The sequence below is a fragment of the Bacillus sp. ME78 genome, from assembly GCF_903970865.1.
GTDB lineage: Bacteria > Bacillota > Bacilli > Bacillales > Bacillaceae_G > Bacillus_A > Bacillus_A cereus.
This window is the reverse complement of the sequence record NZ_CAJCKK010000015.1, coordinates 49,256-68,152: the sequence shown is the minus strand read 5'-3', so window position 1 is coordinate 68,152 and position 18,897 is coordinate 49,256. Positions and strand designations below refer to the sequence as shown.

The following is an 18,897-nucleotide window of genomic DNA, read 5'->3' as shown; positions in this document are numbered from 1 at the left end:
CTGTTCTAATCAAGTATTGTAATAGGAGAAAAGAGGGACACATCTGTGTTCCCTCTTTTTGGGCATTCAATTAGCAACAGAAGCTATTGAATGAACCTGTGTTTCCACAACCAGGCGTACAAGCTGAGATACTTGTAATTTGTGGATCTACATCGCCTGTAGCTGTTGTTACTTGTACATCTAAATCAAAAAGGTTTTTTTCATTAATCATTTTCTTTTCCCCCTAAAGTTTTTTTAAGACAATATGTCTTATTTAGCAATTAGCAACAGAAGCTATTGAATGAACCTGTGTTTCCACAACCAGGCGTACAAGCTGAGATACTTGTAATTTGTGGATCTACATCACCTGTAGCTGTTGTTACTTGTACATCTAAATCAAAAAGGTTTTTTTCATTAATCATTTTCTTTTCCCCCTAAAAATTTTTTAAGACGTTATGTCTTATGTGTCTAATTTATCAGATAAATATCCTAGTAGAATCCGTATATTCCGCAAGCTTATATTGTAAATTCACGCATTATAAAATAAAAAATATGTAAATTAAGTATTGAAAATTTAAGGACTATATTGAAAACATACCGTTTTTATTGTATTTTTTTATATAGAACCAAAATACAGAATATTTAGAAAGAGGGTTGTTTTTATGAATAAAGCACTATGGGAATTTCTAATGGAGATGAAAAAAAACAAACTTACCTTTGAAAATTATGAATTATGTCCTTCATTGGAAACTCTATCAGTTGAAGAGCGAATTGTATTAGATGAGTATGCAAAGGATTTCCGGGTGAAAAATGATGGTGGAAATCAGTGGGTTTAGAGATTGTTTAATCAATCACATTGCTTACCATATCTCCTACCGTAATCAAAGTGATGAATCTGAAATACTTCTATTTATTCAGAAATGTCTTTCCCAAAAAGGAAAGGTTTTAAATCCAGAATCTTCCGGTTTCTCTTGGGGAGAGCTATATCTAGCTCTTTCTTTTTTGACCAAACGACAACCAATAACAAAGAGAGAATTGGATAAGGCAATGGGGATTGAATTTATTTTTTTATCAGCGGATATAATAGATGATTTGTGTGATGGAGACATATTAAATCCATTATATTTTAAAAATGAATATCCCCGTTTTTTGTTAGTTTCTCAATATTTACTTATGCAAGGACTGATATACTTAACTTATAAGACAAAAGATACTGCAACAGGAGATCTTCTCCAACAACTAATACATTCGTGTTGTGGGGAATGGAAAGATATCCAATTTTGTTTTTCAATAGATAAAAAAATAATTTTAAGTGAAGAAGAATATATGAAGCTTATTGAAAAGAAATCGGGTCTACTAACAGAAACTATCTTTCGAACTATTAATCCTGAAAATAGAATTTTAAAAGAAATCACATCATATATAGGGATAGCTGGCCAGCTAAGAAATGATGCTAATGATGCCATGACAGATAATAAAAATGACCTTCAGGAATTAAAGGCTTATCTTCCTTTTTTAAAAGCTTATGAATATAGTTACATAACACAAGATGATTTTTTTAAAAATTTAACAGACAAACAAATTTCTTCTTCACCTGAAGTACGGGCATTGGTTCGGGATTACATAGAACAATCTGGAGCACTTCACTATTGTCGTATCCTATCTCGGCTATATTATAGAAAAGCATTTGCACTCTTAGAAAAGAATTTTATTCTTTCTACAGACGAAATGACTTATTTTCAAATGATGGTTATAGGCAGGGATCACTTCTATGCGTAATATTGGGTTCTGTATTCCTTTAAGCATTTTATATTTACTAATACTTTTAACGAATAACTACTATTTTCACTCTAGTAATTTTAAAGAAAGTGTTAACTCTTTATTAATTAGTCATTTTTATATGATCAGCGTTATTAGTCTTATTTTTTTCACTATAGGGTTAATTAGCTTTTTAAAAAAAAGACAATCTATTGTAGCAAAAAAATTCTTTTCTCTAACATCTGTCTTTGGGATAGCCATTCTAACATCTTTATTATCTAGCTATGATATAAATATTTTTAAAGCTATAGAGGTGAGTAGCATTTTTATGCTTTCTTATCTATTAATAAGTTTTTTCTCTAATTTCCCTGTATCTACCAAACCAAAATATGTGAAAATATTCAACCTTGTATCATTTTTAATTTCAACAGGATTGACTATTATTTATATATTTTTTTGTTGTTTTGGATATATGTCTAACAATAATTTTAGCTTTTTATTTAAAGTTTTACTAATCACTAACCTATTTCTCAGTATTAGCATCTGTGTTTTTCTTATTTCATTACATTTACGAGAAAATAATCTTAAGGTGAAAAGTCAATTATATATTCTAATTTTTGGTATTATCCTTAGTTTTTTACCAATTGTTCTACTTAATCTGATTCCTGGTCTACTTTTTGGGGAATCTAAAATTCCATTTACATATTGTTTACCTAGTATTATTATATTTCCTTTAACTATTTCTTATTTATTAATAAAGCAAGAAGTTATTGAATTTGAGATTAGAATTTCTAAATGGCTAACAAACTCACTCTTTTACTTGCTCAATTTATTCCTTTTAAATTTATCGGTTGAACAATTCATAGATTTGTCACAAAAAGAAATATTCATACTATGCAGCTTAAGTGTATTATCTGTTGTACTCTCTGTATATATATATAAACTTATTCTCTCATTATTTAGGTATTTCAACATAAAAAATGATGCGCAATCAGGTTTACATAAGATTGAACTTTTTCAAACACTCTCTAAGGAGAAACATGCTAAAGAGCTTGCAAAATTAATAGGACAGCTTATTAACCAGATGTTCAACATTAATGGTGTGTCTATAATATGGAACTCAAATAGTATTTATCATTCATTATATGAGACAGGTATTTTTCAGGATATGGATAAATTTGAGCTATTTAACCAATTGAATCAACTTGAACAGAATCTGTTACTAAAGGAAGGTACTACTCCTATTCATATTCAGTTTGAAAAATACCACTTAATTTGTTTTCCAATACTTATTTACCAAGGCATGCAGGGAGCTATTATTATTGGTGAAAAAAATGATTATACATTATTTAAACCTAAAGAAATTAATGAACTTGAAGAGGTTGTAATAAACTCGGCAAATTTACTATTAAGTGTTAATACCCTCAATAGTAATAAAAAAGAAATTCGAAAAGCAAAGGTAAAGGCTCAAAACTGGAAACAATTTAACTACCAAATTATACAGTCTCTAGAGGACGAAAGGAAAAGGCTTTCGATTTTCTTACATGATGAAATTCTTCAAATTCTTATTTTGCAATTAAACGAAATAAGAATGCTTCAGACTAAGAGAAACTTTTCTATAGATATATTAAATTCAATGGATGAGCAACTTGAAGATATTATCTATAGTATTAGAAAAATGTGTCATAATCTTCACCCTATTATCGTAGAAGATTTAGGCTTAGAAGCGAGTTTACACACACTAAAACGCGAGTTCGAATTAAATTATCGCATTCTCATTCATATACAATTTAATTGCAAATTAAAAATTCTCTCGAAGAATCTCGAAATACAGATCTATCGCATAATAAAAGAGCTACTGAATAATGCTATTAAGCATTCCAAGGGAAATAATGTTCAAATACATATCATAGAAGAAAAAGGCTGCTATGTTTGTACTGTAGAAGATGATGGCATAGGCTTTTGTGTTCCAAACAGTTTTTCTGAATTTAGTACAAGCAACCACCTTGGCCTAATGACTATCCAGCGTCAAGTTTCCGAGTTAAACGGAAATTTGAGAATATCTTCTGAAAAAGAACATGGGACATTAGTCACATTTACCATTCCAGTAAATTGGGAGGAAAAAAATGAGTATACATACACTACTAGTGGATGACCATTTGCTAGTTATGCTAGGCATCCAAAGACTACTAGAATCTGAGGAAGATATTAAGGTAATTAATACCGTCAATGATCCTTCCATATTAATTAAAACCGTGGCAGAAACCCGTCCTGATGTAATTGTTACGGACATCAGGATGAAGCAATATAACGGCATTGAACTTACAAAAGATTTATTGGCAAAATTTCCGGATGTAAAGGTTGTAATTCTATCAGGATATGATCATGAAGAATATTATAATGCGGCCTTTGAAGCTGGAGCAAGTGCATACATCACGAAAGAAAGATCAGCATTTGACCTAGCTAACGCCATTCGTCAAAGTCACATGGGATATATACTATTTTCTAAAAATCAAATTATGGGAAATAATATTGAAGCACTAACTTCTGCTGAACAAAGAATACTTCACTTAATCTCAAAAGATAAAACAAATTATGAGATTAGTATGGACCTTTCCATCAGCAAAAGAACTGTAGAATATCACATTTCTTCAATTATTAGAAAATTGGGTGTAGATTCAAGAGTTGGAGCAGTCGTAAAAGGGATTAAAAAAGGATTAATTGAGGGTTTTTAATTACAAAGTCTCTTGAAAGATAAGGTAATGCGGAAGTATAGCTCATTACTACCAGAGCCATAAAATGAAGAAATAGGTCCCAGTGATGAAGGCCTATTTCTTCATTTTAAACAACTGTTATCCTAATCATTTATTGATATTTTTTAAAACCCCAAAAATAAAATCCTTTCTTACATTAACTGTTACGCATACATCGGAAACTTAAAAGCTTCTCACAACCTCCATATAAATATGCCTCCTTTGTTTTGATAACTAAACTGTATGTAAACACCGTTCCTATTTCTATATACTTTATCAAGTTATGATTACACTGATGTTATTTAGGAGGTTTTATGTTATTCACCTGTCCACCTTATATTTTGACTTCATAGCGTACATTTTTTCCTAATACTAGAGTATAACAATGCCGATAACAGTTCCTCTTAATAATAGCTTTACTAAACTGTACTTTCGTTAGAAGAGAGAGACCCTTAGACAAAAATTATCTAAGGGAAAAATAGCGTAACATTTTTATAAATCTTCTTTATTTTTCGTATCACTCAGCGATTTATGTACCCTTATGCGATATAAATTACCAATTATTTCCCTATATCATATTCACATATATGTAAAATATCACTTATATCAATTTCCTTAATATAAGACGATTCGTAAACAAGTTGGGGTATAATCATCTTTTAATCATCATAACGGTTTCTGCTTAAACTTTTGATAGTTCCGTACCTTTAACAGAAGTATACTGCCACAATCTGTACAAATATAAGCATCTACTGGTGAAGATGTGAACATCGTCTCCTTTTTCCGTATTTGTGCATATCCGACAAACTCACCTTCTCCTATGTTATGAGAACCACAATTAGAGCATGTCTGCACGACTTTTTGTTTCATGAGAGCACCACCTTTAATCTGTTTCCACTCCCTTCGACAGTTCAATTCCATTTCCCTTCCAAAAAACTTCTTATTCTCCTACATTACAACAGGAATCTCAAAACAAAAATCGTATATATACTATGAAATATATTTATTAACGGAGGAATTTTATGACTACTGTTATGACACTCGATATAGCAACAGAAATTGAAAATGCAGAAATTGATATGCTCTCTTCTAGATTAGAGGGACTACAAGCAATGAGTGGAAATCCAATGCAAGTGCAAATGAAAAATTTCGGTAGTGCCACTGCCTTTTCATCAAAAATAATTGCCGGTCCTGCTTTTAATACGGTAAAAGGTATTACAAATGCAGATGCGATTGATGCAATCATTTCTTATTATAAATCACTACAAATTCCTTGCCGTTTTGAAATTACACCAGCGCAAGGCACAACTGAACTATTTCAATACTTATCTCAAAAAGGTTTTTACCAATCTAGCTTCCATACTGCTTTGTATAGTATACCGAGAAAGGGTTCATCACTTCTTCCTTCTAATATTACATTACGAAAACTGAAAGAAAATGAATTTGATATTTTTGCAGACATATATGTACGTGGATTTAATATGCCATCCTTTACAAAAGATGGTGTTCGCCAAAATAACGAAATTCTTTACAATGAACCAGGATGGCATTTTTTCATAGCAGAAATTCAAAATAGCCCTGCTGGTATTGGTGTCCTGTATATAAATAAAGGTGTCGCATCATTAGCTGCTTCTGCTACTTTGCCAGAATTTCAGCGTAAAGGCTGTCATACTGCATTAATTCAAAAGCGAATTAAGACAGCTATTGAATCCAATTGTACTTTAATAGTTGGACAAGCAAGGTTCGGTAGCGGCAGTCAAAATAACATGGAGCGTGCCCACATGAAAATTGCTTATACAAAATCAATATGGACCGCAAAAGACATATAATTTACTTTATTTCTCCTTCCGTTACATTTTTAAACATTTTATGACAAATCCTTTTCTATCCTATTAATAATTTGAATATTCAAACTAGATTTGTTACGATATTACTAGATACATCATTCAACTTGCAATATGAAAAGAGAATTCTAATCAAACTACAAGGAGGAGAAATGTATGACTAAACATGATCATGGTTTAAAAGAAAAAGTAGAAGGTGCCATTGATAAGGTAAAAGGTGAAGTAAAAGAAGTTGTTGGGAAAGTAACTGACAATAAGAAATTACAAGCTGAAGGAAAATGGGATAAGGTGAAAGGCACTGCTAAAGATACAGTTGGTAATGTAAAAGAAAAAGTACATGAATATAAAGAACATAAGAAAGAAAAATAAAAAAAGAGCCCATCGGCTCTTTTTTTATTTTCCTTCATTCTTCTCTAGCACGTATAAATCTTCTTCGATATTCGTTAATTTCTCACTTACAAGCTTTCTTGCATCTCCAATTGCTTGATTATATGCAAACGGTCCAACTAATTTAATCATTTCTTCTATTAAACGCTCTGCTTGGAAACGTCCAATTTCATCTAAATCTTCTTCCATAAAAAATTGCTGAATTTGTGCTACAAGTTCTTCTTTTTTATCATTTGGTATTTTTATATTCATCATCGTTGTTACTCCTCTATATTTAAGATAGTATCTTCCTTAACTCTACCATAGAAAAACGATTACCAGGACAGCTTTTTGTAACTCCTTCTAACTCTCTATGACCGAGTATATTTTCTTTCTTTATAGCAAATTGCTTCATAAACAGTTTGCATAAAGAATATAATGCATTCACTTGTGCAGGAGTTGGATCGTATTTATCGAAATTTCCCGTCATACATATTCCAATTGTATGGCGGTTATGGTCTTTCGCGTGCGCTCCAATATGTAAACCTCGTCCTTCCACTACAGTTCCATCCTTTTCGATAAAATAGTTGTAACCAATTCCGCTCCACCCCCTTACAGTTTGATGAAATTCATGCGTTTTATACACGTCCCATCCATCTTCAGCTGTATGGTGAATAATCAGTTTGTTTACTTTTTCTAAAGGAACTAATTCATCTTGAAATGTTAGATTGACACGTTTAATTTCCATTTGAACTGCCTCCTCTTAAAAATCAATCATAATAATCGTTTTATCATCTGGCCTTATTCTCTTTTCCGCTTCTAGCTCTTCAATAATTGCTATATATTCGTTTATACTATTCTTTCTTATATATGCAACAGTTTGTTCTAATGACCAATCTGGGTGAAATAACCCGTCTGAACAAATAAAAATCCCACTCACTTCATCTGTATGTAATTCACCATGTTGTAAATAATGTATCGCTTCTTTCATTCCATTTGCAACTGAATAACCATCTGGCATATTTGCAAGATAACGATTGTATTTTAACTGTTCTCGAACATCTTGAAAAACATATTCTTCTGGTACAGATAACCCTTTTTTACGATCTTCTTCCCTCTTCTTTTTTGCTCTTTTACTAATTCCTTCAACTGTGTCTTTCGTTAATACTTGCATCGTTCCATTTTGAAAAGTTGCGACAATCATACAGTCCCCAAGCTGCGCATATTCAATTTTCTCACCAACTATTTGGACTGCCGCGATACATGTGCACCACAAATGCTCTTTTTTTCTCGTGTCTACTTCATATTCTAACATTTTGCTTTGCAATGCTTCATTTGCTTTGGCAACTGCAAATTGTAAACTATGATTCTCTCGTAATGCAGTAAAATAACTTGCAAATAAATGCGAAGCGATGTATGCTCCATTATGTCCCTTTTCATCACGAAACGGGACAAGTGGTGTTGCACCGTCACATACACCATAAATCTTTTTTTCTTTATTACAAAAATAAGAATCCTCACATTCTTGCTTCAACGGGCTTTTCTGTTGATATGTTTTTATCTTCACAACTGTATCCCCTTTCAAATGATAAAATACTCAAATTCTTTTGATTAATCTAATTTACCTAAATAAACTGTTTTTACCCAAAACTTTCAATATCATATATAATCTTGAAATAATATGAATTTTTCAGTGAAGGACGGGAAAGAAATGGTCAGATTCCTTGGTGTTATTATCGGTTCTATTATTATTGCGGTTGCCTTTAATCTTTTCCTTATCCCCCACAAAATTTTAAGTAGTGGAATTGGCGGAATTGCTATTATTTTAGGGATTGTAACCCCTGTAAACACAGGCATTATTAACTTTGTATTAAACTTACCTATCCTTATTTTAGGGTACATAGGTCTTGGAAAAAAAGTAATTTTTAACACAGTTGTCTCTGTAGTTGTATTATCTGTTGCATTATACTACGTTCCAGTAAAAGTCGTAGCAACAGATCCATTGTTATCTTCTATCTTCGGAGGTGTCATCGCCGGAGCTGGTATTGGTCTTGTTTTTAACTGTAATGGATCCACTGGTGGATTTGATATTATCGGTATGCTTTTATCCCGCAAGCGAGACATTAAACTTGGCGGATTCCTTATTATTTTAAATGCAGTCGTTGTAATAATCGCAGGATTTTTCTTCACCTGGGATGTTGCACTTACAAGCTTACTTTCAATTTATGTAACTGGTAAAGTAATTGATGCTGTTCATACAAAACATCGTAAAGTTACACTTATGATTGTAACAAATGAAGCAGAAAAAATGAAAAAACAACTTCTTTCAACTGTTGTACGTGGAATAACGTTACTTGATGGCGAAGGTGCTTATTCAAGCGAGAAAAAGCGTGTACTTATGACGGTCGTTTCTCGTGAAGAATTAGCAAGTATGAAACTAACAATTTCTGAAATCGATCCGAATGCATTCGTTAATATTACAGAAACTGTAGAAGTGTTAGGACTTTTCAGAAGAAGTTAAAGACTAGGTGGGAATCCACCTAGTCTTTATTTTGCATAAATTCAATTCGGTTTCCAAATGGATCTGACACGTAAAATCGAATTACATCTGGTCGTGCATAATCATCAATCACTTTAACACCTTGCTCTATAAGTGTTTGCTTAAATTCATTAATTTCATTCACATAAAAAGCTGGATGAGCCTTTTTAGCTGGTGTAAAGTTCCGCTCGACACCAATATGGATTTCTTGATTTCCACATTTAAACCAACATCCACCTCGTTTTTTCAACTCTTCTGGCTTTGGAATTTCTTCCATACCAATCGTATTCCCATAAAAATCACGCGCCTCTTCTTCACACCCTACAGGTGCAGCTACTTGCACGTGATCAATCCCTTGAATATAATTTTTCATTTTCTCTCCCCCTCCTCTACCCTAATGTTATACGGAAAACGGCCGTCTGTAACTTACAAAAGGTTTATAAAACAATATAAGCTCCCCTTATTACCATCCTGCATTCACCTTGCAAAAAATAAAAAAAAACAAAATTTATTCTATAACTTCCATTTTTTATAGAAATACACATTACATCTATATTATAGTTATAAATAGACAAATCTTTTTAGATGCTATTTGTACGGAGGAACTATTATGAGTCGTAAAAAATATTCACCAACTCAAAAAAAACGTCATCCGAACATTTCTAGACGTTTGCGAAACCATATACAAGATCGTTCATTAACAGAAATGTACGCATCTCTGTTCGAACACAATCCTGATAGTATTATTTCATTAAATTTAGAAGGAGTTATTCTACATATAAATCCTTCTGCCGAAAGAATATTAGGTTACACTTCTTTAGAATTAGAACAGAAAAATATTACCTCTATTTTAGAAGCCCATATTTCTGAGCAAGTATTACAAAATATAAAGAATACTGAAGCGGATAATCAACAAGAGTATATCTTATCTATTTATCATAAAAATGGATTCTTATTAGATGTTGTGACAAAACTAGTTCCTATTTTTGTTCAAAATCGTCTTACTGGCGTATATGCTATTATGAAGCCGCTTGAAAAATCAGAAAGAATTGAGAATATGCTAAAAGAAAGTGAGAAGAGATTACGTACATTAGTAAACTCCATGCCTGCGTTTGTTATTTTTAAAGATCATGAAGGGCGCTGGCTTGAGGCAAATGATTACGCACTTTCTTGCTTCAATTTCCATCATGTACCTTACCACGGGAAAAAAGATAGCGAACTCATTCAATATAATGAAGCATACCGAGAAGCTTTTTTACATTGTGAAGAAATCGATGAACTAGCATGGCAACAAAGACAAATTCTTCATGGCGAGGAATTTATTATACATAGAGATGATTTCGATCTAATCTTAAGTATATCAAAAGTTCCGCTTTATCATCCTGATGGTTCTCGCAAAGGTCTTATCGTGATGGGGAGAGATGTTACTGAGCTAAAAGAAACTGAAAAGTTACTACGAAAATCAGAGAAGCTCGCAGTAGTCGGACAACTGACAGCTGGAATTGCCCATGAAATTCGAAATCCACTCACTTCTCTAAAAGGTTTTCTAACGTTGCTCCTCCCTGAAATAAGTGAGGAGCAGAAATGGTATATCGATGTTATGTTAAGTGAGATTTCACAAATGGAATCCATCACGAGTCAATTTATGGCGATGTCTAAGCCACAAGTATTATCTATCCAAACTTGTAACATACAAACTTTAATTGAAGAGGTAGTTACATTTATTTTACCGACTGCAATTATGCATAGCGTTCATATCATCATGGATCATTTTGATTACGTATATGATATTCAATGTGACGGTAACCAATTAAAACAAGTGTTTATAAACATATTAAAAAATGCGATAGAAGCAATGCCAAATGGCGGAAATATTTTCATCCAAACAAAACCATTAGAGGATAATTTCATCTTAATACGAATTATCGATGAAGGTTGCGGCATTCCTGAAGATCGTATCTCCCGTCTAGGCGAACCTTTTTATAGTTTAAAAGAAAAAGGCACAGGACTAGGATTAATGATGTGTTACAAAATAATTGAAGAACATCATGGTAGATTACACATTTCAAGCGAATTAAATAAAGGTACGATTGTTGATATTGAGCTACCACTTTCTTCATCTCATCTTGCAATCCAGTCTTAAATAAAAAAGAAGCATCTGCTAATCGTTAGCAGATGCTTCTTTTTTTAAAATGCTTTGTCATACCACTCTTTTGCTTTTTCTACTTCACCCATCGTTAATTGATGCCCTCGATTTTCCCAATGCATTGTTACATTCGCATTTGCATTTTCTAATAGTACCTTCAATTCCTCTGACTCTGCTGATGAACAAATTGGGTCATTTGTCCCAGCAGCAATAAACACAGATTTCCCTGCTAAATTTGCTAATTGCATTCCTCTTCTTGGTACCATTGGGTGATGAAGCACAGCACCTTTTAATGCATTTTCGTAATGGAATAATAAGCTTGCTGCGATATTTGCCCCATTCGAATAACCGATAGCTACAATGTTATTTCTATCGAATTTGTATTCTTTAGCCGCTTCATCTAAAAATTCATTTAATTCCTTCGTACGGAAAATTAAATCCTCTTCATCAAAAATGCCCTCTGCTAATCGGCGGAAGAAACGCGGCATCCCATTCTCTAACACATTTCCCCTAACGCTTAATACCGACGCTTCCGGATCAATTATTTCTGCAAGTGGTAGTAAATCTAATTCATTACCACCTGTGCCATGAAGTAATAACAACACTGGTTTTGACGTATCTTTTCCTTTTTGAAAAACATGTTTCATCATAATCCTGTTCCCCCTTCAATCACTTTAATCTAAATTTCTCACTTCAAATGGTAAAAGCGTTTGTTCAATCTGTTTTCTATGTTGTTCATATTGTTCCGGTAACTTTAATTCCTCACCCATCGTCTCTAACGATTCATCATGAGCGAAACCAGGAGGATCTGTTGCAATTTCAAATAAGATTTCACCATGTTCTCTAAAATAAATCGCGTTAAAATAATTTCGATCTTGTACAGGAGTTACGTGATATCCAAAACGCGACACATGCTCTTTCCAGTCTAGCTGATCAGCATCGTCAATCGCTCTCCAAGCTATATGATGAACTGTACCAACGCCCATTTGGCCACGACCGATTGTTGATAATTTCAAATCAATAATATTTCCAATATCAGCAGAAGAACGGAATCGAACAAATTCACCCTCTTCTCCAATTTTCTCAAGACCCATAATATGTTCTAACAATTCAGCTGTTTTTTGAGGCTGTGCAGATAAAAGAACAGCACCTCCAAACCCTTTAATTGCTACTTCTGGTGTAACTTCTCCAAAACTCCAATTATTTAATTCGCCTGCTTCTCTTTCAACTAATTCTATATGCAAACCATGCGGATCATCAAATTCTAAATACTGCTCTCCAAAACGAGTCATTTTCGTATACGAAACATCGAATTTTTCTAATCTATTTTCCCAAAACTCCATTGCACCTTTTGGTACAACGTAAGACGTAATTCCTACTTGACCATCCCCAATAATACCTTGACGAGCACCTGCCCATGGGAAAAACGTAATAATTGTTCCAGGTTTTCCTCCTTCATTTCCAAAATAAAGATGGTACGTACCTGGATCATCAAAATTCACTGTTTGTTTCACTAAACGTAACCCTAATACACCAGCATAAAAGTCTACATTTTCTTGTGGATGCCCTACAATCGCTGTAATGTGATGGATTCCCATTGTTTTCTTTTCCATTTCTTCCACTCCTTTTTTATTTCATTATAAAAAATTCTTTTACATTTAAATTCATTATTCATTTTGTCCATGCTACAAAGTAAAATCCGTCATTATAATTTTATCTCGAATTCGAGATATTGATTATAAAAATACACATTAACTTTTAGCTTGTCAATTCATCTCAAATTCGAGATAGTTTTTAAAAAATATTTACTCCATTTAAAATCTTTATTCAAAGTATAAATTAACTTGAACTCAAATTTATTATAAGTTACTTACTTTTAGTTGTCAATAAGTTCCTTATTTTCATTTTAAATAAAAAGAGAGTAAACGCTAGTTTACTCTCTTCACTAATCATTTCGTTTCTTCTTCCAATATTGCTTCCATCTCATTAAATTCACGATGAACTGCCTTAACGGGTTCTTTCGTTAATAAACTTACAACGATAACAGTTAATAAACTACAGAAGAATCCAGGTACCATTTCATACATAATTGCTTTTAAACTTGGAATTTGTACCCATGCTATAACAACTACTGCACCAACAATCATACCTGCAAGAACGCCCCATTTATTCGTCCTTTTCCAATATAAACTTAATAAAATGGCTGGTCCGAACGCTGAACCAAATCCAGCCCAAGCATAACCTACAAGTGTTAAAATTGTATCACTTGGATGATACGCTAAAACAACTGCGATCATAGCTACTACTAATACTGACAATCTACCGATAAATACAAGTTCTTTGTCACTTGCGTTACGACGGAAAAATGTTTTATAAAAGTCTTCCGTTACTGCACTTGAAATAACAAGTAATTGTGAGGAAATACTACTCATAATCGAAGCCAAAATAGCTGATAATAAAAATCCTGTAATATACGGATGGAATAAAATATTTGAGAATGTTACAAAGACCATTTCTGGGTCTTGTAATGTCGCATTATTTTTAGCATAATAGGCGATACCAATTAGACCAGTAAGCATTGCACCTATAATTGAAATCGTCATCCAACCGATACCGATTCTACGAGAAGTTTTTAAATCTTTAATAGAGGTAATTGCCATAAAGCGGACAATAATATGTGGTTGACCAAAATATCCAAGGCCCCATGCTAAAAATGAAATAATACCAAGTATTGTGGTCCCTTTAAACATATCTAAATGCGATGCATCGACTTGCTTAATCGTATTAAATGTTTCTGTTACACCACCGACATCCGTAAAAGCAACAATTGGCACTAGTACAAGCGCAATAAACATAATACAACCTTGCACAAAGTCCGTCCAACTTACGGCTAGAAAGCCACCAAATAGTGTATACGCAACAACGACACCTACTGTTACAAATAAACCAATTTTATAATCAAGGTTAAAAGAATTTTCAAACAAACGTCCACCTGAAACTAAACCAGCCGACGCATAAAATGTGAAAAATACTAAAATGACGATAGCGGAGACAAAACGAAGTATTTTCGTACGATCTTTAAACCGATTCTCTAAAAAGTCTGGAATCGTAATTGAATCATTTGCCACTTCTGTATACGTTCGTAAACGCGGGGCAATGATTAAATAGTTTGCATACGCACCTATTAATAAACCTATCGCAATCCATACACTTGATAATCCTGTTGCATACATCGCACCAGGTAATCCCATTAGCATCCAACCACTCATGTCAGAAGCACCAGCTGATAAAGCTGTAACTGCTGGGCCGAGTCCCCTCCCGCCTAACATATAATCTGATAAATCGGATGTCTTCTTATAAGACCAATATCCGATATACAACATACCTGCCATATAAATAGCAAGCGAAACCATAATTTCAATCTTCACCAAATCTCTCCCTTAGTCCATAAGCCATTCAAAATTTCGAAAAATGACTTTTTCTATTTTCTTGTTTTCGCTTATGGTTCCCTACCTTAACAAACATTTTTTGTTCTTTCAAGTGAACGAGCACTTTTCATTACATGTGAAAACCTTTATAAACGCCTTTATCCCAGTGGATTACAATGATTTTTCAAGAAATTAAAGTAATAATATTCAGAAAATAAAAAAGCCATACAAATGTATGACTTTTAACTCTATTTAAGCATAGCTCATCTTCTATTTACTAGTAGGAAACAATTCTGAAAGAGAAACTACCCGCCCCACCTCATCTTTAAACACAATATGCTCTCTCATTAAATGGCGCGGACTCTTTACTCCCGCTGCTGCTGCGAGTGAGAACACACTATATCTCATACTTATTATATAATTCATGACTCGCCACTTCTTCTCATACGGATCTAACGCTTTTTGATAATGCGGATTCGTCGTGGCTACACCAGATGGACATTGGCCAGAATTACATTGAAGGGCCATAATACAGCCGCTTGCCATCATAAACCCACGGGCTGAACTTACAGCATCCACCCCAATCGCTAAAGCAATCGCCACTTTATCTGGTGTGATTAATTTACCCGATGCAAATACTTTAAACTTATTACGGACACCATAATGATTTGCTGTATCGATAAATGTAAGTAATGCTGGAATAAGCGGTAGTCCCATACAATCTGCCATCGATTTATACGTTGCCCCTGATCCGCCTTCTGAACCGTCTATTGTAATAAAATCCGGGTAAATGTTTAGTTCTTTCATTGTTTTTATTAAATCTTCCAAAGGCTCCTGCTGACCAATTACAATTTTCATTCCAACTGGTTTACCGCCGCTTTCTTGCAACTGTTGAATAAAACAAAGTGTATCCACTGCATTCTTTAAAAATGAAAATCGATTCGGTGAATTAATCGTCTCTCCCTTTCGGACGTTGCGAACAAAAGCAATTTTCTCATTTACTTTTTGTCCCTCTAGATGACCACCACGTATTTTAGCACCTTGCCCAAATTTCAATTCGAATGCTCTAATATTACTTTCTTTCGCTTTCTCCATGAATTTTCCCATTGAAAAATTACCGTCCTCATCACGGTATCCAAATAACCCTGGACCAATTTGCGCAACGATATTCGCTCCTGTATGTAAATGTTCTGGAATAACGCCACCTTCACCAGTATTAATCCACGATCCGCCTGCCATTTTCGCTCCAAAACCACTCGCTAAAATATAATTTTCTCCAATCGCGCCGTAAGAAGTCGCAGATGCTCCAAACATGCCATGTAGTTTCCACGGATATTTACGGTTTTCACCGACTATAATTGCATCATCTTCTTCGTACAGCCAAAGATTCGTTGTATCCGCTGTCAATTTTTCTCTTCTTGAAAATAATCCTTCTTTATGAATCACGTACTTTTTACCTTCCCGCTCTTGCGAAAGATTCACACTTAATTCCTCAGTTAATATCGGAAATAATGTATTAGCAATATAATAGCCAGAAGCTTCAAAATCTCGTTTTGATCCAAAACCCAGTATTTCAGAGCGATATTTCGCTAAAAACATAACACTTTGAAAATCATAACGTGAGAAAGGCTTTCCATCCGTATCATGATCAAACCAATATTGTCGAAATTCAGGCCCTATCTTTTCCAGTAAGTAGCGCATTCTTCCTAAGTACGGATGTAACTTTAAAATAGAATGATGTGTTCGTTTTTTTATAAAAAATGTAATGATAAAAAAGATGCTTAAAAGCAACATTAAAAATAGTAATATACTAATAATAACGAGTAGCGTTTCACTCATCCCGCTTCCCCCTATGAAATCCCATAATAAAAGGAGAACACTCGGTGTGCTCTCCTTTTATCTTTATTCATACTAACGTAGCAAGATGCTCTTTTGCGTCATATTCAACTAAACTTTCAGCATGTTTAATTCGATGAACAAAGTCTGGATTAGCAATTAACGGTCTGCCGAATGCCACTACATCAATTGTTCCTTCTTGCAACGCTTCTTCGGCCTCTTTCGGATTTAAATTACCAACCCCAACAATCGTACCATCCCAATATTTTCTTACTAGTTGATGAAAATTCTTTCCGTCAGCAATCTCTTGCGTATAATTCATCGTTGAAGGATGGATCATCGTTAATCCAACTTCTTTGAACATATTTACGAACGTTTCAATTGCAAGCTCAGGGTTTTCCCACATATAAGTAGGATTATCACCTTTGAAAGCAGAGAAGCGAAGAAGTGTTTTATTAGCTCCAACAGCTTCTATTACAGCCTCCGTTACTTCTTTCATAAACGTTAACCTTTGTTTTAAATTACCGCCATATTTATCTGTTCGCTTATTCGCAAACTCATACGTAAATTGATCGATTAAATATCCGTGTGCACCGTGAATTTCTACTCCATCAAATCCAGCTTCGATCGCATTTTTCGCAGCTTGTGCGTATTGACCAATCACTTCTTGTATTTCTTCTAACGTCATTGCTTCTGGCGTATCAAACGGTTTACGAAAACGTGGAACATTTCCCTCTGCAGCGATAGCAGATGGTGCTTGCGGCATTTGACCACCAATTATTTCATGATGACTCATACGCCCAACATGCCATATTTGAGCAATAATCGTCCCGCCTTCTTTATGTACTGCCTCTGTAACAGGTTTCCAAGAATCGATTTGTTCTTGTGTATAAATACCTGGTACTCCTGGGTTCCCTTTTGCTCTCGGACTAATGACAATTCCTTCTGTAATAATTAGTCCAATTCCATCCGCAGCACGTTTTCTGTAGTATTCCACTACATCAGCGCCAACTACTCCAGTCTCATTATCTGCAAAGCATCTTGTCATCGGTGCCATTGCTATACGATTACGAAGAGACAAAGCTCCAATTTGAATTGGATCAAACAACTTTGTTTCTTCAACGTTTTCAAAAGATCCACCAGCGTTTACATTTGTTCCTTCATAAATACTCGCTGCTTTATTACTTGAACTTGTCATTTTTCTTCCCCCTTAAAAATTCTAACTATATTCGCATCATACTTACTTTTAAATAGTAACGTCAATTTTTACGACTTTACAATAAAAAATTCGAATATTAAAAAAATAGAATGCTATAAATAAAATTAAAAAGATTTCCTTAGTAGGAAACCTTTTTTAGTTGATCATATATGGCTGTCAATTTGTTTATCTCTTTAATATAAAGGATCCCTTATCAATAGAAGTGAAAATGGTTCAGTATTCTTCTAAAAATAATAACTTATATACCTAAAACAATGAAAGCCCTACCTCTCTTTCATCCTTACGGCTCCTCGTCCGTGCCAGTGTGAATCAGGATTGCAAAAATCAAGTAACTATTTTATCGAAGTATTGAATTAAACTTCGAACATTCGTAAAAGAAATTTAAAATAAAAATGGATTTGATTGTAGTAATAACAAAAGAGGTTAATGCTTTAAAAGTGGTTTGAAAGAGTTGAATGTCTTTGAAATGATTGATTGCCTATAATTATGTTCCCAAAAAATTCAAGATCTTTTTTGGGATGCAATACATTATTTGTAATGAACCTTAACAAAAGCTTTTTATTTGATTTTCTGTGATACCTTCAATTAATCCAAGTTCACTAATCAAAAATTCATGTGCGTTATCTAACATTTTCTTTTCGCTTGCATTAAGTGCTTTTTCTTTCTGTATACGCATTAAATCACGCACAACTTCAGCACCTTCTTGCATTTTACCCGTTTTTATTTTATCAGTGTTCACTTTATACCTTTGTTTCCACGTAAGTAATCTATCTGATTCCCCATGCAAAAAAATATCTATTATGTGTAGTAATGCCTTGATATCTGTAACTGGTCGTATATTTGAGTTCAATATTTTGCCTTCAGGAATCATTATTTCCATATTGTTAGCCGACATTTTTATAACATAATATTGTTGTTTTTTTCCTGCGATTTCTTTCTCTTCTATGGCTTTAATTATACCTGCTCCTTGCATTGGATAAACAATGTTATCGCCAATTTGAAACAAATAATCCACCTCCATATATGGTA

21 protein-coding genes are annotated in these 18,897 nt (G+C 33.6%); 8 read left to right on the top strand and 13 right to left on the bottom strand.

Going from position 1 to position 18,897, the window contains the following annotated elements; translation table 11 throughout:
* Nucleotides 1-70: 70 nt before the first annotated feature.
* Complete coding sequence (locus H6481_RS17310; protein ID WP_023522751.1) at nt 71-211, bottom strand: gallidermin/nisin family lantibiotic; 141 nt, start codon at nt 209-211, stop codon at nt 71-73.
* Between the two features lie 49 nt (nt 212-260).
* Nucleotides 261-401, bottom strand: coding sequence for a gallidermin/nisin family lantibiotic (locus H6481_RS17305; protein WP_023522751.1), 141 nt, complete (start codon nt 399-401; stop codon nt 261-263).
* A gap of 240 nt (nt 402-641) precedes the next feature.
* On the opposite strand from H6481_RS17305, the gene H6481_RS17300 reads away from it, so the two are divergent.
* The 4 genes from H6481_RS17300 to H6481_RS17285 are packed head-to-tail and all read left to right on the top strand — an operon-like array spanning nt 642 to nt 4,472.
* On the top strand, nt 642-815 hold the full coding sequence (locus H6481_RS17300; RefSeq protein ID WP_023522753.1) for a hypothetical protein: 174 nt from the start codon (nt 642-644) through the stop codon (nt 813-815).
* A complete protein-coding gene (locus H6481_RS17295) occupies nt 790-1,758 on the top strand; it encodes a class 1 isoprenoid biosynthesis enzyme (protein WP_063548357.1) in 969 nt (322 codons plus the stop codon). The genes H6481_RS17300 and H6481_RS17295 overlap by 26 nt, the downstream gene beginning before the upstream one ends.
* Nucleotides 1,751-3,892, top strand: coding sequence for an ATP-binding protein (locus tag H6481_RS17290; RefSeq protein WP_063548359.1), 2,142 nt, complete (start codon nt 1,751-1,753; stop codon nt 3,890-3,892). Before H6481_RS17295 ends, H6481_RS17290 begins: the two co-directional genes overlap by 8 nt.
* Nucleotides 3,864-4,472, top strand: coding sequence for a response regulator transcription factor (locus H6481_RS17285; protein ID WP_023522756.1), 609 nt, complete (start codon nt 3,864-3,866; stop codon nt 4,470-4,472). Before H6481_RS17290 ends, H6481_RS17285 begins: the two co-directional genes overlap by 29 nt.
* A gap of 684 nt (nt 4,473-5,156) precedes the next feature.
* On the opposite strand, the gene H6481_RS17280 is transcribed toward H6481_RS17285, so the two are convergent.
* Entirely contained in the window at nt 5,157-5,360 is a 204-nt protein-coding gene (locus H6481_RS17280; protein WP_063549354.1) for a hypothetical protein, read from the bottom strand.
* 152 nt (nt 5,361-5,512) lie between these two features.
* Between H6481_RS17280 and H6481_RS17275 the strand changes: the two genes are divergently transcribed.
* Nucleotides 5,513-6,319 (top strand): GNAT family N-acetyltransferase, encoded by an 807-nt coding sequence (locus H6481_RS17275; RefSeq protein ID WP_065484961.1) that lies wholly within the window; start codon nt 5,513-5,515, stop codon nt 6,317-6,319.
* A 171-nt stretch (nt 6,320-6,490) separates the two neighbouring features.
* Nucleotides 6,491-6,703, top strand: a complete 213-nt coding sequence (locus tag H6481_RS17270; protein ID WP_000160410.1) for a CsbD family protein — start codon at nt 6,491-6,493, stop codon at nt 6,701-6,703.
* Between the two features lie 24 nt (nt 6,704-6,727).
* Here H6481_RS17270 and H6481_RS17265 read toward each other — a convergent pair whose 3' ends face one another.
* The 3 genes from H6481_RS17265 to H6481_RS17255 are packed head-to-tail and all read right to left on the bottom strand — an operon-like array spanning nt 6,728 to nt 8,285.
* A complete protein-coding gene (locus tag H6481_RS17265) occupies nt 6,728-6,976 on the bottom strand; it encodes a DUF2164 domain-containing protein (protein ID WP_000981064.1) in 249 nt (82 codons plus the stop codon).
* 19 nt (nt 6,977-6,995) lie between these two features.
* Nucleotides 6,996-7,448, bottom strand: a complete 453-nt coding sequence (locus H6481_RS17260) for a peptidoglycan recognition family protein (protein WP_000403999.1) — start codon at nt 7,446-7,448, stop codon at nt 6,996-6,998.
* A 15-nt stretch (nt 7,449-7,463) separates the two neighbouring features.
* Nucleotides 7,464-8,285 (bottom strand): protein phosphatase 2C domain-containing protein, encoded by an 822-nt coding sequence (locus H6481_RS17255; protein WP_140157221.1) that lies wholly within the window; start codon nt 8,283-8,285, stop codon nt 7,464-7,466.
* A 126-nt stretch (nt 8,286-8,411) separates the two neighbouring features.
* Here H6481_RS17255 and H6481_RS17250 point away from each other — a divergent pair, with 126 nt between their 5' ends.
* Complete coding sequence (locus tag H6481_RS17250; protein WP_000251344.1) at nt 8,412-9,221, top strand: YitT family protein; 810 nt, start codon at nt 8,412-8,414, stop codon at nt 9,219-9,221.
* A gap of 19 nt (nt 9,222-9,240) precedes the next feature.
* Here H6481_RS17250 and H6481_RS17245 read toward each other — a convergent pair whose 3' ends face one another.
* Entirely contained in the window at nt 9,241-9,612 is a 372-nt protein-coding gene (locus H6481_RS17245; protein WP_000800772.1) for a VOC family protein, read from the bottom strand.
* 237 nt (nt 9,613-9,849) lie between these two features.
* Here H6481_RS17245 and H6481_RS17240 point away from each other — a divergent pair, with 237 nt between their 5' ends.
* Complete coding sequence (locus H6481_RS17240; RefSeq protein ID WP_000087652.1) at nt 9,850-11,382, top strand: BA3702 family sensor histidine kinase; 1,533 nt, start codon at nt 9,850-9,852, stop codon at nt 11,380-11,382.
* Between the two features lie 44 nt (nt 11,383-11,426).
* Here H6481_RS17240 and H6481_RS17235 read toward each other — a convergent pair whose 3' ends face one another.
* The 6 genes from H6481_RS17235 to H6481_RS17210 all read right to left on the bottom strand — a co-directional run bounded on the left by H6481_RS17235 (nt 11,427) and on the right by H6481_RS17210 (nt 18,874).
* The gene (locus tag H6481_RS17235; protein ID WP_000975455.1) at nt 11,427-12,035 is read right to left on the bottom strand and encodes an alpha/beta hydrolase; all 609 of its coding nucleotides are present in this window, start codon (nt 12,033-12,035) and stop codon (nt 11,427-11,429) included.
* A 24-nt stretch (nt 12,036-12,059) separates the two neighbouring features.
* A complete protein-coding gene (locus H6481_RS17230) occupies nt 12,060-12,998 on the bottom strand; it encodes a ring-cleaving dioxygenase (RefSeq protein WP_000412727.1) in 939 nt (312 codons plus the stop codon).
* A gap of 336 nt (nt 12,999-13,334) precedes the next feature.
* Complete coding sequence (gene putP / locus H6481_RS17225; protein ID WP_065484965.1) at nt 13,335-14,813, bottom strand: sodium/proline symporter PutP; 1,479 nt, start codon at nt 14,811-14,813, stop codon at nt 13,335-13,337.
* A gap of 270 nt (nt 14,814-15,083) precedes the next feature.
* On the bottom strand, nt 15,084-16,652 hold the full coding sequence (locus tag H6481_RS17220; RefSeq protein WP_182812463.1) for an FMN-binding glutamate synthase family protein: 1,569 nt from the start codon (nt 16,650-16,652) through the stop codon (nt 15,084-15,086).
* A gap of 67 nt (nt 16,653-16,719) precedes the next feature.
* Nucleotides 16,720-17,847 carry an alkene reductase gene (locus H6481_RS17215; protein WP_065484968.1) on the bottom strand — a complete coding sequence of 376 codons (1,128 nt, stop codon included), beginning with the start codon at nt 17,845-17,847 and terminating at the stop codon, nt 16,720-16,722.
* A 565-nt stretch (nt 17,848-18,412) separates the two neighbouring features.
* Complete coding sequence (locus tag H6481_RS17210) at nt 18,413-18,874, bottom strand: CarD family transcriptional regulator (protein WP_175056340.1); 462 nt, start codon at nt 18,872-18,874, stop codon at nt 18,413-18,415.
* Nucleotides 18,875-18,897 lie beyond the last annotated feature (23 nt).